The sequence below is a fragment of the Roseibium porphyridii genome, from assembly GCF_026191725.2.
GTDB classification, from domain to species: Bacteria; Pseudomonadota; Alphaproteobacteria; order Rhizobiales; family Stappiaceae; genus Roseibium; species Roseibium porphyridii.
Genome location: NZ_CP120863.1, coordinates 2,741,425 through 2,761,709, shown reverse-complemented (window position 1 = coordinate 2,761,709; position 20,285 = coordinate 2,741,425). Strand labels below are relative to the sequence as shown.

The window sequence follows — 20,285 nt, the reverse complement described above, 5'->3', positions numbered from 1 at the left end:
TCCACCCGACAAACCGGACCACTTCGTCATGACCACAGCATCACCAGCCATTCAGCGGTTCGAGCTTGATTACGCCGCCGCACGCAAGTCGGCCCGACGCCTGAACACGATATCGACAGTGCTTTTCGCACTCTGTTTCGTCGTAACTGCCTGGACGGGCGGTTTCTTTGACATGACGGATGTCACACTTGCCAACGGCGACAGAGTGTCGATGTGGAAAATCTGGGCCGGACTACCGCGTCTCGGTGAATATCTCTACAAAACGCTGCCTGTGCTGCATTGGGAAACCCTGTGGGGCGATGTGGGCAATTGGTTCTGGCGCTGGAAAGTTTGGCTCCAATTGCTGATTGAAACCGTGCTGATCGCCTATATGGCGACGCTTCTTGGCGTCGTGGGTGCGTTCCTGCTCAGTTTTCCGGCAAGTCGCAATCTTGCACCAAACAGGATCATTCTTAACATCACCCGCCGTTACTTGGAGATCGTCCGCACAGTTCCTGATCTGGTCTGGGCACTGATTTTCGTTTTCTGCTTCGGCGTCGGCCCACTTGCCGGTGTTCTGGCGATCGGCCTTCACGCAACAGGTGCGCTCGGCAAGCTTTATTCCGAAGCCAACGAAAACGCAGACATGCGAGCAGTTGAAGGCATTAAAGCCTCTGGAGGGTCCTGGTTCGACCAGGTCCGCTACGGCATCGTTCCCCAGGTCATTCCGAACATCATCAGCTACACGCTGCTGCGTTTTGAGATCAATGTGCGCTCCTCCTCAATCATCGGATTTGTCGGAGCGGGCGGTCTGGGTCAGGAGATACGGGTTGCCATGTCGCTTCAGGAATACACCGATCTCTCGGCATTGTTTCTCATCATTTTTACAACAGTGATCGTCATCGACATGTTGAGCGAAAAGATCCGTCACCGGATCATCGGCCTGACCGGAAAAGGGGTTTGATCGTGAGCGACACATCTTCTGGTCTGCGAAGAGCCAGGTCTTTGGTACCTGATGCCTTCGTATCGCCTCGCCGAACCAAACTCTTGCGCATCTTGGGTACATCCGCCTTTGTCTTGCTGACAGGCTGGTGCCTGTGGGCGTTCGATTTCTCGCCCATGCGGTTGGTGGAAGGCGCAACCCGTTTCGGAAGTGTGGCTTCCTTCATGTTCCCCCCTCACGTCTGGCAGAGCTGGACCGAATGGCAGGAGATCCTCAAGGGTCTTGGTGAGACTGTTGCAATGGCCTTCATGGGCACATTGCTTGGAGCCATCATCGCATTTCCACTTGCGTTTCTGGGAGCCAGGAACATCATGCCGGTGTCCTGGTTCCGTCTTGGCATACGGCGCGGCTTTGACGCGCTCAGAGCAGTTGAACAATTGATCCTGGCTCTTGTGTTCATCCGCGCCTTCGGCCTCGGTCCGCTGGCCGGCATTTTGGCGATTGCCGTCTCGGAGATCGGGACGTTCTCAAAACTCTTTGCTGAGGCCATTGAAAACACATCGAAAAAGCCCGTCGATGGGGTGAAAGCCTCCGGCGCTGGTAAGCTTCAGACGGTTCGCTTCGCGGTATTGCCCCAAGCCCTCCCCGTCATCTTGTCGATAATTCTCTATAATTTTGAATCCAACACCCGGTCAGGAACGATCCTCGGCATTGTCGGTGCCGGCGGTATTGGGTTCCTGTTGGCAGACAGGATCAGCGCCTATCGTTGGCCCGAGGCCTGGACCATCATCTTCCTGATCGTTTTCATGGTTTACCTGATCGACGGATTTTCAGGCTTCCTGCGCAAACACATCATCGGGAAGGATGACCGAACAAGATCCTGAACCTGCTCGGTCTCGCCCCTACACGCGCCAACCGAGCAACCGTCTTTCCAAAATGCCAATCCCTGCACTGACGATGACGCCAAGCAGTGAAAGAATGACGACACCGACAAAAAGACGCTCAAGATCGTAAAGCGATCCGGCCTCCAGGATGTAAGCACCAATGCCGTATTCAGCACCCAACATTTCAGCGGCAACCAACAATATGATTGCAATTGCAAGACTGATCCTGAGACCGGACAAAATACCGGGCATCGCTCCGGGCAAGACGATCTTGCGAACGATCGACAGCCAGGACAGCCCGAAACTCTGCCCCATGCGAATAAGGGTGCGATCAACATTGTCGACGGCACCATAGGTCGCCACGACGGTCGGCGTGAACGTCCCGAACGCAATCAAGGCGTATTTGGACCCTTCTCCTATTCCGAACCAGATGACAAAGAGCGGCAAAAGGGCGATTTTCGGGATTGGAAACAATGCGGCAACCAGTGGCACGAGGCTGGATCGCATGACCGAAAACAACCCGATCAGAACACCGATACAAATGCCCAGCAAGACGCCGAATGCCGCGCCGATCACCAGGCGGCTTAAGGACGGCAAAAGATGTTTGAACAGCAAGCCGCTGGAATAGAGCTCACCAAAGGTTTCCAGAACGTCCGATGGCCGCGGCAACGTCAGCGCGGAAATCCAGCCTGTTCTTGTGCCCCATTCGGCAATTGCGATCAGAAAAACAAAAACCAACGCACCGATCCAGCGACGGTTTTTTGGAGCAAAGCCGCCCCCTCGAAAGGCCACAGGCCGTTTTTCGGCACTGCTAGACCCTTTGGTTTCGGTCAATTGGATCTCAGACATCCATCAGCTCCGCATCCGCGGCCCGCGCTTCTTCACGCATTAGACGCCAGAGATACCTTTGCGGTTCATCGAGCTCCGGGTCACCGAACTCCCGTGCCGGCAAAGGCTTTTCGATTTCAACGATTTCCTGAATTTGCCCCGGCCGCCTGGAGAGAACGACAACCTTGTGCCCAAGACGGACTGCCTCGGCGAGATTATGCGTTACATAAACGGCGGTGAACGGCTGTCGCGACCAAAGGTCAACAAGATCGTCCATTAGGAGCTCCCGCGTTTGACTGTCCAACGCGGAAAGCGGCTCATCCATCAGCATCACCGCTGGATTGACGGCAAGTGCACGTGCAATAGCAACACGTTGCTTCATGCCCCCTGAAAGCTGCTTGGGCAATGCCTTGGCAAAATCAGTCAGTTTTGTTCGCGCCAGGACATCCTCAATGATCTCGCGTGCCGCCGTGCCTCGAATTCCATGGTCCTCCAGAACAAGCGAAACGTTCCCGGCAACGGAGCGCCAGGGCAACAGTGCGAAGTCCTGAAAGATGTATGTCAACGGATTCAGGCACCCTTCAGGGGCCTGTCCAAGCTGAACAACTCTGCCGGAACGAGGCCTCTCCAGTCCGCCGATGAAACGAAGCAAGGTCGACTTTCCGCAACCGGACGGACCGACAATACAAACGATTTGCCCTGCGGGAATGTCGAGAGTGACATCCCGCAGAACTTCAAAGTCATCATAGTGATGGCTTATGCCTTCAAGGCGTATATCCATGAACTGCCCGTATCAAAACCTTGGCTATAGGGATTTCTTCGCTACGACGAACGAAATGGCCCATTAGCCGCCAATGGTTTCGACGTAGGAAGTGTCCACGAGTTGGTCGATCGTGATGTCCTTGTCGACAAGGCCCTCTGACTGGAACCAGCTGAGCTGATCTTGTACCGAAGCGAGATTCAAAGCGGCCCCTTTGTTCAATCGCATCGTTCCATTGATGATGGAGGGAGCAGCCTTTTCCCGCGGACGGTCCGTGTAGACGTATTTGTGGATCAGATCGATCATCTCGTCCTGGCTTGCCGTACCGTCGATCATGGCTGCGGCATAGTCGTCGACACCTCTCGAAAAGCCAGAAAGGAAGTCTTTCGTCAGTGCTTTTTCATTTGCGGCGTTATCCGCGGACGTAAAGACGGTCGTGACCTGGTAGTCAGGCAGATAATCAGAGACGTCGCCAACAATATGCCAGGCACCGGCCTTTGCCAGAGGTTTGGCGATATGAGGTACGATTGACCAGCCATCAACCTGACCGGATTTCATGGCTCCGATGATCGCACCAACTTTTTGCAACGGTGTAAAGGAGAGCGAAATGCCTTCCTTCTCGGCCATTTTCGCACCCATATAGTGGAATGATGAGCCCGCCTGTGTAACTGCATATTTCTTGCCGTCGAGGTCCTTCAGGCTCTTGGTTCCGGCCTGATAAGCCGCATCGGAGATCAGGAATTTCTGTCCGTCGATGCCCTTTTCTTCACTAAGTGCCCCGCCGATCACCTTGATCGCTCCCTTGTCGGCGAGACTGATCAAGCCGCCGGAGATCGCGGTGACCGCATAGTCGACATCGCCCGAGGCAATTGCGACAGCCATTGGCTGCGCTGCCTGGAAGAATTGAAATTCCACGTCCAGCCCAGCGTCGGCAAAATAACCGCGCTCAAAGGCGATAAAGCTGCCGGAGTGAGAGGTGAAGCGCAAAGCGCCAACCTTGATCTTCCTGTTTGACGCCAACGCGGGTGCGGATAGTCCAGCAGCCGTTGCCGCGCCGATCAGCCCAAGTGTTTGGCGGCGATTGAATTTGGTCATTTTTGTTTCCTCCCTGGTGTCATTCTTAAGTCGTTTTGAGTGCTGCACGGATATCTTCTTCCAACGTTGTCAGTGCCAATTCATCGTTACGGGCAAGAATAGCCTCACGCAGTATCTGGTGACGTTTTTCGCGTGCGGCAAAGTCTATTTGTCCCTCCCGCAATAAAGCGAGCAGATATCGCCGCGACTGGTTGTAAAACTTGTTGGCGGTTTCAATCAGGCGGCGGGACCCGCAAGCCGAAAGAAGCGCAGCGGACAAAGCTCTGGAGGCTTCGTCCCAATCCAGAGCGATCGCATCGTTAGGTGTTTCCTGAACAGCAACATCGGCCCGGTGCAAACCGTGGAATGCAGCTACCACTTGCGACTCCCAGGCAACACTGTCGCTTTGCAGAGACCGCTTCAATCCAAGCCGCTCGGTCTCAATCCGCATGAGCAATATGTCTTTTAGATCGTCTTCCGTTGCCGAAGTCACCCGAAATCCGCGCTGATTGGTTGCCTCGACCATTCCTTCTGCGGTCAGGATCCTCAAGGTCTCGCGCATCGAATGGTTTGAGCCGCCGTAGCGCTGTCTCAGCGCTTCGATTTTCAGCTTTTCATCAGGTCGCAGGACACCGAAGGAAATATCTCTCCGGATCGCCGAAGATAACATGGCGACAATTGTCTCATCCGTGCCTCCCCGATCGCCGAAAAGCATTTTATGTCCTGATTTTGAAAATATTGGATATTTATGTGTTTCATCGATTATTTTGTCAATGACGAAGCCGCCTGCCGGCGCACCTACCAAACTCAGTTCTCAAACCAGATCCTTCGTGCAGCTGGTCTTAATGCACACGCCGCCCACAAAGCCAGGCGCGCTTTACAAAAGGGTGGCCGTCATGCAACCCAACATGAAGAAGATCTGCCCGCTTTCCTTGAGAAATCTCGCCCCGATCAGGCAACCCGGCGACTTGAGCTGGCGTCTTTGTGACCAGGCGTATCGCGGACGGCAGATCAACTCCAAAGGCCTCGGTTCGTGCCATCATGAATGCACAGTCCAGAAGCGAGCGCGGCACATAATCCGATGCCAGAATATCAACGAGGTTTTCAGCCATGAGATCGCTGACGGCGACATTCCCAGATTGAGACCCGCCTCGAATGACATTCGGCGCACCTCCAACAACATGCATGCCATGTTTTCTTGCCTTGCGCGCAGCGTCCAGCGTGCAGGGAAACTCGGAAATCGAGATCCCTTCGTTGATCGCTTCGTCAATATGTTCAAGTTCGGTGTCGTCGTGACTAAGCAAAGGCAGCTTGTGCGCATGTGCCAAGGCAACGACTTCCGGGCGGACTTTCGCGCTGATCTCGTCTGAAAAGTTCAAGAGCTCCTGAGTAACGCGTTCCGCCTCATGACGCGGCTCGCCAGTGTCTGCCATTCGGCGCTTGATGTAACCGTCGATGTTCTTGCTTTGGCGGCGCCCCGGAAGGTGTTCCATCACCGAAACCATTCGAACAATGTTCTTGCCGATATTTTCTTCGGTTAGACGGGTGGTTTCAGCGTCGGTAATCTCACAGCGAAGATGTACCAGATGCTCAGCCCTCAGCATTCCAGCACTTTGTGCCTTTTCCAGTGCGTCAATCATCGGTGCCAGGATTTCACGCCGTTCCGGGTTCTTGATAGTCGCTCCAACGCACAGACTGTCAAATACGGTGGTGATACCGCTGCCGATGATTTGAGCATCATGCGCCATTGCGGCCCTGAATGGGTCCCAGCGCACATGCGCACGCGGAAAGACATGCTTCTCAAAGTGGTCTGTGTGGATGTCCACGAGACCCGGCACAAGGTAGTCGCCGCCAAGATCTTCGCCAGCCTGAGGGATTGCGCCAGTATCAACAGAAACGATAGCGCCTCCCGACAACGAAACGTGACCTAAGACAACCTCATCACCAAGCACCAGCCTGGCGTTTTTCAGGACAACGATCTCGCTCCCCGACGGAATGCGTTTATCGGCGAATGTCATGAGACCTCCTCTGGGTGCGTCCCGGTGAAAAAGACTGGTTCTTCAATGAACAGGCAGGAATCAAAAGCCTTTTTGAAAAAACGAAACAGCCTTCTACTCCTGTTCCCCGTTGGAATTGTGACAGCCTTCAGACACGAACATGACAATTGGGGAAATGAAACAGAAGGCTGCAACAACAGTGCCGAAGATTTGTCAGCGTACCATCGTCAGTCGGTTCCAATCTGCATAATCGGGCGAACCTTCACGCCGGACCGCGCCTTGGTAACCGTATTCAATCATGTGGACCATAACGCTGATCTCGTCGACCAGAACAACAGCGTAGCTCTCGGGTAAGTCAGATGCGCTCAGATTTCCCTGGTTAGCGAAGTCAGGCCAGCCGGCATGATTGGTCCCTCGCGGAGCGCTGAATGGGACGCCGCACAGAGATCCTGACAGCGGCAAATGGCAATGGCCGTGAAAAATATGCCTGACCTTGTCGCGATGCTTTTTGACCAGTGCTGCAAAGGCCTCGTGATCCTGCAACATTATCTTGTCCATTGGCGCAATGCCGATTGGAACCGGATTATGATGCATGAACAGAAAGACCGGTCCGGAAGCTGCTTTTAGTTGCCCGTCCAGCCAGTCGCGCCGCGTTTCGCAGTAATAGCCCGCATGCGAGCCCGGCCCCCAGGTATCGAGCACAATTCCGGTTCCGAGCGGCAGGTCGAAGACAGACTGGACAAACCCGTGCTCGTCGACCCGTTCAGGAAACACGGACAGAAACACATCTCTCTCATCATGATTTCCGATACATAGTTGCACCGGGACTGAAACACATGACAGCGTCTCTTTGAGCCGGACATAATCTGTGCGGTCTCCCCAGTCTGAAAGATCCCCCGTTATGATAAGCGCATCGGCGTCCAGGTGCTGGGTGAGCGCGTGATCAAGCGCCTTTCTAAAATTTTCATTGGGGTCCCGGCCACCGATCGTGTTTCCAGGTGTGGTCAAATGAATGTCAGTGAGCTGAATGAGTTTCACTGCGTTCTCCATTGATTAAATGACAAAAAACGCCGCCCGGCTTCGGGCGGCGTTTCCATGAAGCGATGCTTAGTTGCCTTCAGGCAGCAGATCCTTGACCTCTTCAGCCATTACTTCCTGCAACTCACTCATGTCGTCGAATTCGCCCGTCACGACACCTTCAAGACCGTCATAGATCACCTGCGTAATCGCCAGACCGTTGTCGCCCGGATAGGCCTGCCAATCGCGCAGCAACGGCAGTTGGCGTACTGCGGTCTCCTTGTTCGGATTTTCCTTGTAGAAATCCGCAAGGATCACTTCGTTGGCGGCCTTGTTGGGCGGCATATAGCCGGTGGTACGAGCCACTTCAGCAGCGCCCTGACCGGATGTGATGAACTTCAACCACTTCCAGGCCGCCTGCAGCTCATTGGGATCGGTGCTGGTGGACACGAGCATGGCCGCATTCCCGCCTGCTGGCAGACCCTTCGGGCCGGTGGCCTCAAATCCAGGAAACTCGTTGGTCTTCAGCTCAAAGTCACCTTTGGATCTTTCCACGGCACCCAATGCCGACGTAGACCAGTACATCATTCCGATTTCACCGGCCGAAAAAGAGGCAAGCGCTGCTTTCCATTCGATGTTCTGCATGTCGCAGCCACGGAAAAGGGACTTTATTGTTTCGAGCGATTGCAAGCCCTCATCCGATGCAATCTGAAATTCACCGTTGTCTATGGTCGGTTTGTCCTGCGACCACATCAACGCCTGCAGAAACCAGTTGCCGGTGATGTTCCAACCCCAAAACATTGGATTTTTAACACCGGCTTCTCGCAGCTTGCCGCAAGTCGCGACAACTTCCTCCCAGGTCTTGGGCAGCTGCTCAGCGGATGTGATCCCTGCCTTGGCCATCACATCCATGTTGTAGTAGCCGACCGGCAGCGAGACCGAAAACGGCAGACCATGCACGTTGCCGTCAAAGGTACCGAGCTTGAGCATCGCGTCGTGATAACCGTCCTTGGCAAAGTCTTCCTCGGCCTCGATGAAAGGCTCCAGTGACTTGGCGATCCCTTTTTCAACGAGGATTGCCTGTCGGTTTAGACCCTGCATCGTGACGTCCGGCAACGTGTTTGCAACGGCTTCACGCAGGATCGTATTGGTGCCGTCTTCATAAGACTCGTAGGAAGCGCGAATTTTGACTTCAATATTGGGATACTTCTCGTTGAAAAGCGGAAGGATCTTTTCGTATGTCACGTCGAACAGATGCGAATAGGGATACGCAAATTCGATCGTGATTTTTTCGTCTTGAGCCTGCGCCGAACTTGCGGCCAGCACAAAAGCAATTGCAGTGAGACACTTTTTCATGAAATTCTCCGTGGTGTTGCCACGGGTGCGGCTTGGTCGCCAAACTGTCCGCACCCGGTTTATCCCTCAAGGGATCTGGTAACGGGGCCGCTGCTCCGCGGTGGCCCCGCCTGGTATTCAAGTGACTGTTTCCTACTTCATCCCGCTCAAAGTGATGCCTTCGATGAAGCGGCGCTGAGCAATCAGGAAAGCCATGATCAACGGCGTGACGATGATTGTGGCAGTCGCCATCATCGGCCCGAAATTGTCGCCGTCGGCGTCACCTTTAAACTCGCGCAGACCGAGCGGTGGCGTGAACAGACTGCGATCCCCGGTAATGACGATGCGCGGCCAGAAATAGTCGTTCCAATGCGCCACCACCGAGAAAATCGCGAAGGCCAGGAGCGCAGGGACAGCTGTAGGCAGCATCACGTTCCAGATGATGGAAAATTCACTCATTCCGTCCATGCGCGCTGCGTCAATCAAGTCATCGGGAACGGTCATGAAGAACTGGCGCATCAGGAAGATGCCAAAGACCGAGATGGTCCACGGAATGATCAGTGCCGCATAGGAATTGGTTAGTCCCAGCTTTGCCAACATGATGTATAGCGGCAAAGCGATGGCATGAACCGGGATAAGAAGGCAGAAAAGCACCAGTCCGAAAACTGCTTCCCGCCCCCAAAAACGCAGTTTCGCAAGCGCATAGGCACAGGGCAGCGCAACCAGAACCTGAATAAAGAAGATTGATGCGGTGACGACAATCCCGTTGAAGAGATACCGGAGAAGTGGGGCCTTCTCGAAAGCGGTCGTGTAATTGTAGATGATCGGCGTCACCATGCAGTCGGCAACGGCGTTGCCAAGCTTGATGCAATAGTCATCGCGGAAGAGATCCTGCGACCCGAAAAAACCGCCGGTATTTTGCATGATCTCGGCAGGACTTTTGAGGCTGTAACTCACCATCACGTAGAAAGGCAGCAAAACGATCAGGCTGCCCAGGATCAAGACCGCGTGTTTCAATGCTTCACCGGAAGACAAACGGTTAGTTGGCGCACTGAAAGCCGAATTTGCCGCGTGTGCTGTCTCGCTCATGTGTAGTGCACCCTTCTTTCCACGAGCCAACGCTGGAGTACCGTCAAAAACATGACAAATGCCAGAAACACGACGGTGATCGCTGCCCCAATACCCATCAGGTTTTGCTGGATGGCCTTTTCATAGATTGCGAACATCATCACGTAGACGGATTTCGATGGTCCCCCGCCCTGCGGGTAAAACGCCTCGACAGTGTCAAACACCTGGAACGAACGGATGAAGGATATCGTGACGACAAATACCGTTGTCGGCCCCAGCATCGGCCAGGTCACCAGGCGAAACCTGTCCCAGGCCGATCGCGCGCCATCCATTTCCGCCGCATGATAAAGCTCGCGTGGAACCGAGGTCAGGCCGGCAAGGTAAAGCACCATGTTGAAGCCGAAGCCCTGCCAGACGCCGATAAATGCAACCGTCCAGATGGCGTAATCCCGATCTGTGAGCCACAACGGAAAACCACGCTCGCAGCCGCGCGCGAACCAGCTCCAGGCTTCAAGCAAAGATCCGCATCCGCGCTCAAGCGTGGCATTGACTATGCCAATCGTCGGATGGAATGCGAATTCCCAGACAATTGCCATGGCAATCAGTGCTGCCATTACCGGCAGAAAATAAACAGTCTTGTAGAAGTCGCCAAAGCGCCCGACTGAGTTGATGAGCAATGCCGCGCCCAACCCCAAACCGACTGACAAGGGCACCACAACAAAGACGTAGCGAAAAGTGGCCCCGAACATCTTTTCGTAGGTGGAGCGAGTGAAAATCTTCTCGTAGTTTTCCAACCCGACGAAGTCCACACCGGGATTGCCCAGACTGTAGCTGGTAAAACTCAAGGCACCGGCCACCAGAATGGGTAACAGCAGAATGACGACCATCAAGAACAAGGCCGGTCCGACAAACCAAAAATGCGCCTTGCTGGTTTGCATCACGCAACCTCCGCCACGTGTGAGGTGGTTGCCGCCAGGTCGAGGCGTTTTCCGTTTTTGCCAAAAACCATTGCACAACCGTCCAATCGTCTGACATGCAGTTCGTCGCCGATGGAAATGGCGTTGCCTTCGTTCGGTTGAACCCTGGCCACCAGACGGGAAGCCCCATCAAGCACGGACATGTGGAGGTAAATGTCCGCGCCAAGATTTTCGCGGTGAACCACTCTGCCGCTCAGGGATTCTGCGTCTCCCCTCTTGCAAACTGACAGATGCTCTGGCCTCAGGCCTATTGTCACCGAGCCGACCACACCGTTCTCGGCCCCCCTTGCAAGAACCATATCTCCGCAACGGGCGTGACCGGCATCATCCAGAGTGCCCGGCAGGAGATTGATTTTTGGCGCCCCGACAAACTCGGCGACGCGAATGTCCTGCGGATTGTTGTAGATCTCGTCCGGCGCTCCGAGCTGCAGGATCTTGCCGTCCATCATCACCGCCATCCGGTCCGACATGGTCAATGCTTCGGCCTGGTCGTGAGTGACATAGACAAAGGTGGTTCTGAGAGATCGATGCAATTCGGCAAGCTCAGAGCGCATGTGAATGCGCAACGCAGCATCGAGGTTTGAAAGAGGCTCGTCCATCAGGAACGCGGCCGGTTTGCGCACCATTGCCCGGCCGAGTGCCGCCCGCTGGCGCTGACCTCCGGAAAGTTGTCCCGGCTTTCTGTCGAGCAAATGATCGATCTTCAGAACCTTTGCAGTTTCCCGCACCTGTTCCAGGATCGCCCCATATGATCTGCGGGCGATCAAGGGCCCAACAACAGGCATACGTTTCAACGCCGAAAGATCCCGCAACTTGAGCGGCGTCATCATGTTCTGCGCCACCGTCAGATGCGGGTAGAGTGCATAGGACTGGAAGACCATCGCCAGGTTCCGGTTGGCGGGTCGAATGCCATTGACCGGCTTTCCGCCAATTTTCACGATCCCGGTTGTCGGGGCTTCGAGCCCGGCAATGATGCGAAGAAGCGTGGACTTGCCGCAGCCGGACGGGCCGACAAGCGTCAGAAACTCGCCGTCCGCAATGTCAAGATTGATACCTTCGAGGACCTTCGTGTCGCCAAAGCTTTTCTCAATCGCCGATAAGGAGATCGCCGTCATTTAAGTGCTCCCGTTTCCAAGGGGACACTAGTGAGGCCGATTGAAGTGTCTGTGACGTAATATTAGCGTCGCTAATGCGGGTTACGGTTTGGCAAAGTCATCTTTACGGAACTGTCATGACAGCCTCGCCAAGCCCTTATCAGATCAAGGCCTTTACCTTCGCTGCCCGCGAGCGAAGCATCTCCAATGCGGCAGAGGCACTCGGTGTCACGCAATCGTCAGTCACCCAACATATTTCCAAGTTGGAAATGCTTATGGGAACGCAGCTTTTCATACGCCGCAGAAGCGGACTTGAACTCACAAGGGCCGGAAGAGAGCTCTTTGCGGTGTCGGACCGCCTTGCGACCATGGAGCAGCTCGTCAGTGAGAAGATAAGCGACTACAGCGCCCTCACCGACGGACACATCCGCCTGATCGCCAACGCTCCGCGCCCCGCAATGCCTATCATTGCCCAATATGGAAGGCTCCATCCCAAAGTTCAGATCGATTTCACGCTCTACAACTGGACGACGGCCATGACTCTGCTGGGTGAACGGCAAGTCGACATCGCCATCGTTACAGAGCCTGACGAAGGCCAGTCTATTGTAACCCACGAATTACGGCGTTCCAGATATATGGCCCACATACAGAAAGACCATCCTTTGGCCGGTCGCCAAAAAATCTCGCTCGCTGATCTTCAGCGCGAGACTTTGGTTTTGCCCGAAGACGGCTCCCTCACGCAGAAGATCACCCGCTCAAAACTGCGCGACCATGGCCTGGAGTTTCCCAGGATATTGCGCACGACAACCTTTCCAATGGTGAAGGAGGCGATCCTTCATGGACTCGGCATCGGGCTGCTTTTGGAGAAAAGCCTTTATCCTTCCGAGAATATTGTCGCCGTTCCGGTAGAAGAGATGCCGGAAGAATACCGCGACTGTCTTGCCATTCCGGCAGACAAGCGTGAGCTCAGACTCATTCAAAGCTTCCTCGACGCCGCGATCGAAGTACGAGCCAGCAACATGATCTGACGGTCCACGCCAGACCGAAAGAAACCACCCGACACTTTCCCTAAAGTACGGCATCCAAACTGCTCTGCGGGGTCTCCTGATTCGAGACTCTGGAGCTTCGTTTTGCGAAAAATTACGGCTCAGTTTTGAGTACGCAGTGACCGCCTCATGGGAAGAGGCGTCGAAATTATAGTTAACCCAGCGTTAATTTTGGCGTTAAAATGGCAGTTAAGCACAATTTCGTTGCACATTGGCAACACTGGCAACTATTAGTATTGGCAGGGTTGCAACAGTCCTTTGGAATGTATGCAACGTATAATAATGTGCTGACATCTTTAATTTAGTGGCGTCGTGGGCAATGCGTATTATTCCGGCACTCTTGATGAGTGGGTGCTTGGTAGATTTTTCGTTCGCTGCCGACCTCCGGCAAGTCGTTCAGGAGGCGGTTTCGACCAGCCCTGACGTGCTTGAGAGCGCGGCGAACAGACGTGCTCGAAATTTCGAATACCGCAGATCGCAGGGAGCGTTCTTGCCGACAGTCGGCGTTTCTGCCGAACTTGGACCGGAAAGACTGGACCGCCCCAATTCATTCACCGCGAATGAAAACGACGAGTGGCGATTTTCCAAAGAGTTCACGGTAACAGTCGAGCAGCTGATTTTTGACGGACTGACCTCTGTAAATGAAGTCTACCGCCAAAGCGCACGCGTCGATGGAGCAGCCCTGCGCGTCATGGAGCGCTCAGAAGCAACCGCTCTTGATGCTGTAGAATCTTACGTAGACGTTCTGCGCCACACCGCGATCCTTTCAAAGGCTCGCATGAATGTTGCAAAACATCGCCGCATCTACTCCGATGTTCAGCAACGCTTTGAAGGTGGGGAAACTGGCGCTGCCGATCTCTCGCAGGCAAGAGAACGTGTTGCAGCAGCTGAAGTGATCGTCAGTGAAGTTCGCAAGTCTCTGCTCGATACCGTCGCCAAATATGAACGCGTCGTTGGCAAGAAACCTGCCTCTCTTGCACCGGTCAAGCCGGCGAGCCTGCCACCCGGTTCCGTAACCCGGCTGGTTGACAGCGCAGTTCAGACGCACCCCACTGTTCGTGCAGCGATTGCCGACGCGGATGCGGCCAAATACGAATACGAGTCCACCAAGGGCAATTTCCTTCCCGAAATCTCTCTTCGCGGTCAAGCGACCGTAGGCGATGACATTGGCGGGATTGAGGGGCGCAACAACGAATACTCCGGTAAGGTTGTTTTCTCCTGGAACATCTTCAACGGCGGCCGTGACGCTGCTCTGACCAATGAATACGGTGAACGTCTTACTGAAACCCAGATCCGGGTGGATCGTGTCCGCCGGGAGCTCAAAGAAGGCATAGAACGCTCCTACGCCTCTGTAAGCACAACCACGGAACGCATTAAGGCCTTGCGCGAACAGCTTGCAGCCAACCGTCAGGTGGTTGAAGGGTATCGCCAGGAATACGATATCGGCCAAAGGACTCTGCTTGATGTCCTGAACGCTGAGAACGCACTCTTCAACAGTGAAATCGAGTTGATTTCCGCCCGCGCGATCTACGCTTTCTCGACGTATCAGCTGCGTGCCACGACGGGTGACCTCTTGGCCTATTTGAGTGTGTCGCCTCCTCCGGAAGCAATCGATGGTCAGCGCGACAACAGGTCGATTTTCCCGCAGAATGCCAACTTTGGCATCGAGCCATTACGTAAATTCTAACACTTGTCGGGCAGATTTTGTTTGCCGGGTCCCGGCGAACAACAATGCATCTAAGTGCACCGCGTTTGCGTCAACTCGCTGTCAGCGAGCTATCGCCTGCTTGAATGTCAGGCGATACTAACGACATATGCGGTGACAAAGCCAACGAGCCAGTGCCCGATATGCTGCAGCAAGACACCGACCAGAAGACCCCGGAAGCGGTCTCACAGTCTCCGAAAAAGCCAGACCAGCTTGCCGAGGCCCTGAAGTATATTGCGCGCGTCCACGGTTATCATGTCACAGATTCTGTGATCTGGAACGGGCTGCCAAAAACGCAAGACACTCTTTCAATTGGCATTTTAAGCCGAGCCGCTGCGAATTGCGGCCTCAAGATCTTGCCCGACAAAAAAGATCTGGACGCTATTCCGCTGGCCGCCCTGCCCTGCATTGTGGCAACCAAACACTCAGAAATGCTGGTCCTGACGGCCGTCGATTTTGAACGCGGCACCGTTGAGCTTGCATCTGCTGAATACGCAACAGGAACCCTGCGCCGGTCACTGGATGATTTTTTGAACGACTACAGCGGGTACGCAATTTTCGTTCAGCCGTCTGTCGATAAAACCGGTGTAAGCGAACGCGCGCTTGGTGGACAGGGACATTGGTTCTGGAGCACGATTTCGTCCTACTGGCGTGACTATGCTCATGTCGCTCTTGCGGCACTGCTCATCAATCTCCTTGCTCTCGCCTCACCGCTCTTCACAATGAACGTCTATGACCGCGTCGTTCCGAATTTTGCAATCCCGACGCTTTGGGCGTTGGCCATCGGCGTTATTCTCACCCTCATATTCGACTTCATTTTGAAGGTCGCACGGGGACAGATCATCAATGTCGCCGGCAAACAGGCCGACAATGAATTGGCAAGCAAAGTCTTCGCCCACGCGCTTGCCATTGATTTTGAAAAAAGACCCGTCAGCTCAGGTCAATTCGCAAACCACATTCGTGAATTCGAAACTGTCAGGGAATTCATCACGTCTTCCTCGCTGGTGTCGATCATAGATGTGTTCTTCATCGGCATCTTTGTTGCGGTGCTGTTCTTGCTTGTCGGTCCAATCGCGATCGTTCCTCTGATCGCAATTCCCATCGTTCTGGGCATCAGCCTTTTGGTGCAGGCTCCTTTGTCAGGTGCAATTGAGAAATCCCACAACGAGAGCGCAATAAGACATTCAATCCTGGTGGAAAGCATTGCGAACCTTGATACGGTGCGGGCTCTCAATGCCGAAGGCCGTATGCAGACCAAGTGGGAGCGATCCGTCGCTGCCAGCAGCGCCGCCATCATGACAGGCCGTTTCTGGGCCCTGATTGCGCAGTCCGGTACGGGTCTTGTGCAAGCGTCCGTGTCAATCGGTATCATTGTCTGGGGCGTCTATCTCATTTCCAGCGGCGACATCACAATGGGTGCTCTGATCGCAGCCATGATGCTTTCGGGCCGTGTTCTGGCGCCGCTCGCCAATGTCGCCAATACCTTGACCCGTCTGAGACAGACCATGCATTCGTTCAAGATCCTGAACGAAATCATGCAGACCGAGACGGAACGCAAGCCCGGCAGAACCTATATCAACAAACGCATCGCCTCAGGTTCAGTTGAATTCAAAGGCGTCAGCTTCCGCTATCCGGAAGCAGAAGACGACAGCCTGAAAAACATCTCTTTCAAAATTGCACCGGGTGAAACCGTCGGATTGATCGGTCGGGTCGGCTCCGGAAAGAGCACGATCGGGCGCCTCACTTCCGGGCTCTATTATCCCTCCAACGGTGCGGTACTGATAGACGGCACCGATACCCGGCAGTTCGATCCCGCGGATCTGAGGTCCAATGTCGGCTTCCTCTCGCAGGACAATGTGCTTTTCAGCGGCACAGTCCGCGAGAACATCAGCGCAGGAGACCCCTTTGCCGATGACGATGCGCTGATCCAGGCCGCCAGAACCGCCGGCGTTGAAGAATTTGTTGCGCAGAACCCGCTCGGCTATGACCTCCAGGTCGGTGAAGGCGGCAGGTTCTTGTCCGGCGGGCAAAAACAGGCCGTCGCATTGGCGAGAATTCTTTTGCGCAAACCACGGGTATTGTTTCTGGATGAACCCTCCAGTCATCTGGATCTCGCATCGGAGCGCCGGTTGATCGCACGTCTCAACGAGAACAAAAGCGCCGACACAACCGTGATCATCAGCACGCACCGCATGAGCCTTGTCGAACTGACGGATCGTCTGATTACGCTTGACTACGGCAAGCTAGCGCTGGATGGGCCCCGCCAGGATGTCTTGAAGAAACTTCAGGAGCTGGGAGCCGTGAACAATCAGAACACGCGGGGGACAGTATAATGGCCTCCGGCGATTGGAACTACGCAAACGATATTCGGGACATCATCCAGACACGTCCACCAAGATATACGACCAATGTCATTCGCATCGGTCTGGTGCTTTTCGTGGTCGCGCTTCTCTGGGCCTATTTCGCCTCGATTGAAGAGGTCACAAGAGGCGATGGCCGTGTCATCCCCTCCAGACAGATCCAGGTCGTGCAGGCGCCGGACACCGGCATCGTGGAGAAGATATTTGTCCGTGAAGGCGACATCGTTGAACAGGGGCAGGCGCTGATTGAAATAGACGATACGACATTCTCCTCTCAACTTGGCGAAATCAGACAACGCCGATGGGCCCTGATGGCGCGCATTGCCAGACTTGACTCAGAAGCGGACCAGCTTCCGCTGGAGTTCCCTGAACTCCTGACCAAGGCGGTTCCGGAACTGATTGAGGAAGAAGAGAACGTCTACCGCGACAAGAAGATAAGCCTGGACAACGAACTGAGCGTTTTGCGCAATCAGGCTTCGCAGAAAGAGCAGGAATATCAGGAACTGTTGGCAACGGAAACCAAGCTGGATTCCGTGATCGAGATCCTCAAGCGGGAAGTTGAAATCAACCAACGGCTTTTTGAGCGCAAGGTGCTTCCCGAAATTGAGTTCCTGCGCCTTCAGCGGCAATTGAAGGAGAGCGAAGGCGAACTCGCCGTCACCAAGGCATCCGTGCAGCGCGCCCTTGCCGCCAAGGAAGAAGCCAAGGAGCGCTCACGCAACGCGACCTCGACCTTCGTATCGGAGGCGCGCCAGCAGCTGGCTGAGGCGCGTGGTGAGCTCGCGGTGATCAACGAAAGCATGAAAGGCGCGGCCGATCGCGTGCGCCGGACGGAACTTGTCTCCCCTGTCAAAGGCATTGTGAACAAGCTGAACATCACGACAATAGGTGCAGTCGTGCAACCGGCTGCAGATCTGGTGGAAATTGTTCCCCTAGAAGACACGCTTTTAATTGAAGCGCAGATCCGCCCGAAAGACGTTGCATTTTTACATCCTGGCCAAAAGGCTCAGGTCAAGATTACCGCTTACGATTTCTCAGTTTATGGCGGACTTGAGGGATTCCTGGAACGTATCAGTGCAGATACCACGGAAGATGAAGAAGGTAATCGCTTCTTCCGGGTTATGATTAGAACAGATAAAAATTATCTTGGTTCAGATACTGATCCTTTACCAATAATACCAGGAATGGTGGCATCCATAGATATATTAACCGGTGAGAAAACGGTTCTGGATTACATCTTAAAGCCGATCAAAAAGGTACGGGACGAAGCACTCAGGGAGCGCTGACGTCTCGACATATAACGAGGCGATCGGCAGATGGAACAGAGTGCAACCGCGTCGGCAGTGCCGGCAGCGAACAGGAAAGTTGTGCCCAAAACCTGGCAAGCGCTCATATGCGCAATTGCTCTGCAAACGGCTGGTTCTGCCGCGAAAGCGGAAGAGACACTGCCGGGCGTTGACGATGTTCAGGTCATTCTTCAAGCATCCCTGCTTGATACGGCACGTGCATCGGCAAAACCCGCCGCATTGCATTTCTCACCGATTTCAACAACACCGACGGCAAAGCCGGTCGAGTTGCAGAAAGTGCGAATTGGCCCTCTCGCCAAGCCGCAGGTTTCAGCACCGGCTGTAAAGACTTCGGCTGTGACAGTCCAAAAACCCCTTAAACGCACGGTCTTGAAACCGACGCGCTTGTTCGGGTCTCTTGGAAAGTCAGTTGCGCTCAGTCCTGTTAGCAAACGTTGGCAGCGCGCCCTGGGTGAGCTGAACGCCGATCAAAAAGGAACTGCCAGCAGCCGTCACAGTTTTCGCACCTATACCGCCATCCTGGATCAGGTGAAATCCAAGCGCCGCGGCCTGCAGATCCCGAAGGTGAACTACATGGTCAATCGGCTCCTTGCCTATCGCGAGGACCACAGGCTGTGGAAGGCAGGCGAATACTGGGCCAGCCCAGTTGAAAGTCTGAACAAACGTGCGGGCGATTGCGAGGATTACGCAATCCTGAAATACGCCCTGCTGCGAGACCTCGGCGTAAAGGACGAAGACATGCGCGTCGTCGTTCTGCGCGATACGGCTGCACGACAATATCATGCTGTTCTGTCAGTCAAGCATGAGGGCAAATGGCTCATTCTCGACAACCGGTTCTCGCGTGTGCGCTTTGAACGTGATCTCCCGCATTATCAAGCGCTCTACTCGGTCAATGCTGCCGGTGAATGGTCACACAATCCGAAGGCCGGTAAGCCTGTCCGCCTTGCGGCAAGACTGAAATCGGCAAACAAATAGGATCCTTCTTCGGTCGGCGTAGAGCTGCCGGATCCATGGGAAACCCTGCTGGCTCAAGCGATTTACTCTCCCCAAACCCGGGGAGAGCGTGATATAGCCAATTTATGGTAGACCAAATCAAAAGCACCGCGATTCGAAAGCCGTCCAAGCTTTCGTCCGCCCTATGCCTAGGCATTGGCGGCTGCCTTGTTGGTGCGCTGATTGCCGGCAGTGGCGTTTACCTGGCCGCTTCTCAGGAAAAACAGGTTTCCCGGCAAATAACCACTCTTCAGGCCGAACGCAGCCATTTACTGGAGGCGCTCAGCGAAGCAAGGCTCGCAGCCCCTCGCCTCCGGCTGGAAGAACTGGCGTCTTTGCCGCTGCTTTCTGAATATCTCGAGATTGCAAAAGAACAGCCGGACAGCCTGGATGCCCGGGAATTGAAGGACTATCTTCAAACCGTTCTGGATGCCGCCGGTAAAGAGACAGGCTTCGGTCGAATTACCCTGGAGTCCTCTGACGGCGACGAACTGCTTGTTTCTGAAAGCTTTGCTGCCGGTTCGGAGATTGCGGCAACACCCAAACTTGAAGCCGCTGTCCCCGGATTTGACGACCCGGAAACAACAATCGGCCGGATCGCCGGCTACCTTCCGGAAAATACCCTGAACATCCTGCTGCCGGACAGCACAATCGGTACCGACGTCACAGCCAGCACGCCGTCTGAAACCGATGGCCTTGCGAACAATCTCGGCGCGCCAAACGCAACACGCATCTTTGCAATTGTTGCAGGCCTCGCCACCGCCATGCTCGGTCTTTTCGGCGCAGCACTTCTTCGAAAAAACCAGACCGGCACGTCCGCCTAAAAAAGCTCCACACAACGAAATCTCTTTGAAACGCCCGATGCGTTTTCGTGTGCGCGAACGCAGATTATTGGTGATTCTTAGGAAACAAAAAGGC

18 protein-coding genes are annotated in these 20,285 nt (G+C 54.5%); 8 read left to right on the top strand and 10 right to left on the bottom strand.

Going from position 1 to position 20,285, the window contains the following annotated elements; genetic code table 11:
- The first annotated feature begins 28 nt into the window (after nucleotides 1-28).
- Nucleotides 29-943 carry a phosphonate ABC transporter, permease protein PhnE gene (gene phnE, locus K1718_RS12860; RefSeq protein ID WP_265682378.1) on the top strand — a complete coding sequence of 305 codons (915 nt, stop codon included), beginning with the start codon at nucleotides 29-31 and terminating at the stop codon, nucleotides 941-943.
- A gap of 2 nt (nucleotides 944-945) precedes the next feature.
- Nucleotides 946-1,806: a phosphonate ABC transporter, permease protein PhnE gene (gene phnE, locus K1718_RS12855; RefSeq protein ID WP_265682379.1), complete on the top strand. Its 861-nt coding sequence runs from the start codon at nucleotides 946-948 to the stop codon at nucleotides 1,804-1,806.
- A gap of 18 nt (nucleotides 1,807-1,824) precedes the next feature.
- Here phnE (K1718_RS12855) and K1718_RS12850 read toward each other — a convergent pair whose 3' ends face one another.
- The 10 genes from K1718_RS12850 to K1718_RS12805 form a co-directional block, all read right to left on the bottom strand.
- On the bottom strand, nucleotides 1,825-2,655 hold the full coding sequence (locus K1718_RS12850; protein WP_265682381.1) for an ABC transporter permease: 831 nt from the start codon (nucleotides 2,653-2,655) through the stop codon (nucleotides 1,825-1,827).
- The gene (locus tag K1718_RS12845; RefSeq protein WP_152501291.1) at nucleotides 2,648-3,415 is read right to left on the bottom strand and encodes an ABC transporter ATP-binding protein; all 768 of its coding nucleotides are present in this window, start codon (nucleotides 3,413-3,415) and stop codon (nucleotides 2,648-2,650) included. The genes K1718_RS12850 and K1718_RS12845 overlap by 8 nt, the downstream gene beginning before the upstream one ends.
- 63 nt (nucleotides 3,416-3,478) lie before the next feature.
- Nucleotides 3,479-4,489 carry an ABC transporter substrate-binding protein gene (locus K1718_RS12840; protein ID WP_152501290.1) on the bottom strand — a complete coding sequence of 337 codons (1,011 nt, stop codon included), beginning with the start codon at nucleotides 4,487-4,489 and terminating at the stop codon, nucleotides 3,479-3,481.
- 25 nt (nucleotides 4,490-4,514) lie between these two features.
- The gene (locus tag K1718_RS12835) at nucleotides 4,515-5,183 is read right to left on the bottom strand and encodes a GntR family transcriptional regulator (RefSeq protein ID WP_265682384.1); all 669 of its coding nucleotides are present in this window, start codon (nucleotides 5,181-5,183) and stop codon (nucleotides 4,515-4,517) included.
- A gap of 127 nt (nucleotides 5,184-5,310) precedes the next feature.
- Nucleotides 5,311-6,486, bottom strand: a complete 1,176-nt coding sequence (locus K1718_RS12830) for an alpha-D-ribose 1-methylphosphonate 5-triphosphate diphosphatase (protein ID WP_152501288.1) — start codon at nucleotides 6,484-6,486, stop codon at nucleotides 5,311-5,313.
- A gap of 192 nt (nucleotides 6,487-6,678) precedes the next feature.
- The gene (locus K1718_RS12825; protein ID WP_265682387.1) at nucleotides 6,679-7,503 is read right to left on the bottom strand and encodes a phosphodiesterase; all 825 of its coding nucleotides are present in this window, start codon (nucleotides 7,501-7,503) and stop codon (nucleotides 6,679-6,681) included.
- Between the two features lie 69 nt (nucleotides 7,504-7,572).
- Nucleotides 7,573-8,838, bottom strand: a complete 1,266-nt coding sequence (locus K1718_RS12820; RefSeq protein WP_265682389.1) for an extracellular solute-binding protein — start codon at nucleotides 8,836-8,838, stop codon at nucleotides 7,573-7,575.
- Between the two features lie 132 nt (nucleotides 8,839-8,970).
- On the bottom strand, nucleotides 8,971-9,906 hold the full coding sequence (locus K1718_RS12815; protein ID WP_265682391.1) for a carbohydrate ABC transporter permease: 936 nt from the start codon (nucleotides 9,904-9,906) through the stop codon (nucleotides 8,971-8,973).
- Nucleotides 9,903-10,823: a carbohydrate ABC transporter permease gene (locus tag K1718_RS12810; RefSeq protein WP_265682392.1), complete on the bottom strand. Its 921-nt coding sequence runs from the start codon at nucleotides 10,821-10,823 to the stop codon at nucleotides 9,903-9,905. Before K1718_RS12810 ends, K1718_RS12815 begins: the two co-directional genes overlap by 4 nt.
- Nucleotides 10,823-11,977 carry an ABC transporter ATP-binding protein gene (locus K1718_RS12805; protein ID WP_265682395.1) on the bottom strand — a complete coding sequence of 385 codons (1,155 nt, stop codon included), beginning with the start codon at nucleotides 11,975-11,977 and terminating at the stop codon, nucleotides 10,823-10,825. The genes K1718_RS12810 and K1718_RS12805 overlap by 1 nt, the downstream gene beginning before the upstream one ends.
- A 116-nt stretch (nucleotides 11,978-12,093) precedes the next feature.
- On the opposite strand from K1718_RS12805, the gene K1718_RS12800 reads away from it, so the two are divergent.
- The 6 genes from K1718_RS12800 to K1718_RS12775 all read left to right on the top strand — a co-directional run bounded on the left by K1718_RS12800 (nucleotide 12,094) and on the right by K1718_RS12775 (nucleotide 20,191).
- A complete protein-coding gene (locus tag K1718_RS12800; RefSeq protein ID WP_265682396.1) occupies nucleotides 12,094-12,984 on the top strand; it encodes a LysR family transcriptional regulator in 891 nt (296 codons plus the stop codon).
- Between the two features lie 337 nt (nucleotides 12,985-13,321).
- The gene (locus K1718_RS12795; protein WP_265682399.1) at nucleotides 13,322-14,689 is read left to right on the top strand and encodes a TolC family outer membrane protein; all 1,368 of its coding nucleotides are present in this window, start codon (nucleotides 13,322-13,324) and stop codon (nucleotides 14,687-14,689) included.
- Nucleotides 14,690-14,793: 104 nt separating this feature from the next.
- Nucleotides 14,794-17,040: a type I secretion system permease/ATPase gene (locus tag K1718_RS12790; RefSeq protein ID WP_209006926.1), complete on the top strand. Its 2,247-nt coding sequence runs from the start codon at nucleotides 14,794-14,796 to the stop codon at nucleotides 17,038-17,040.
- Complete coding sequence (locus K1718_RS12785) at nucleotides 17,040-18,353, top strand: HlyD family type I secretion periplasmic adaptor subunit (RefSeq protein WP_152501280.1); 1,314 nt, start codon at nucleotides 17,040-17,042, stop codon at nucleotides 18,351-18,353. Before K1718_RS12790 ends, K1718_RS12785 begins: the two co-directional genes overlap by 1 nt.
- Before the next feature lie 30 nt (nucleotides 18,354-18,383).
- Complete coding sequence (locus tag K1718_RS12780) at nucleotides 18,384-19,349, top strand: transglutaminase-like cysteine peptidase (RefSeq protein WP_265682401.1); 966 nt, start codon at nucleotides 18,384-18,386, stop codon at nucleotides 19,347-19,349.
- 104 nt (nucleotides 19,350-19,453) lie between these two features.
- Complete coding sequence (locus tag K1718_RS12775; RefSeq protein ID WP_265682404.1) at nucleotides 19,454-20,191, top strand: hypothetical protein; 738 nt, start codon at nucleotides 19,454-19,456, stop codon at nucleotides 20,189-20,191.
- Nucleotides 20,192-20,285 lie beyond the last annotated feature (94 nt).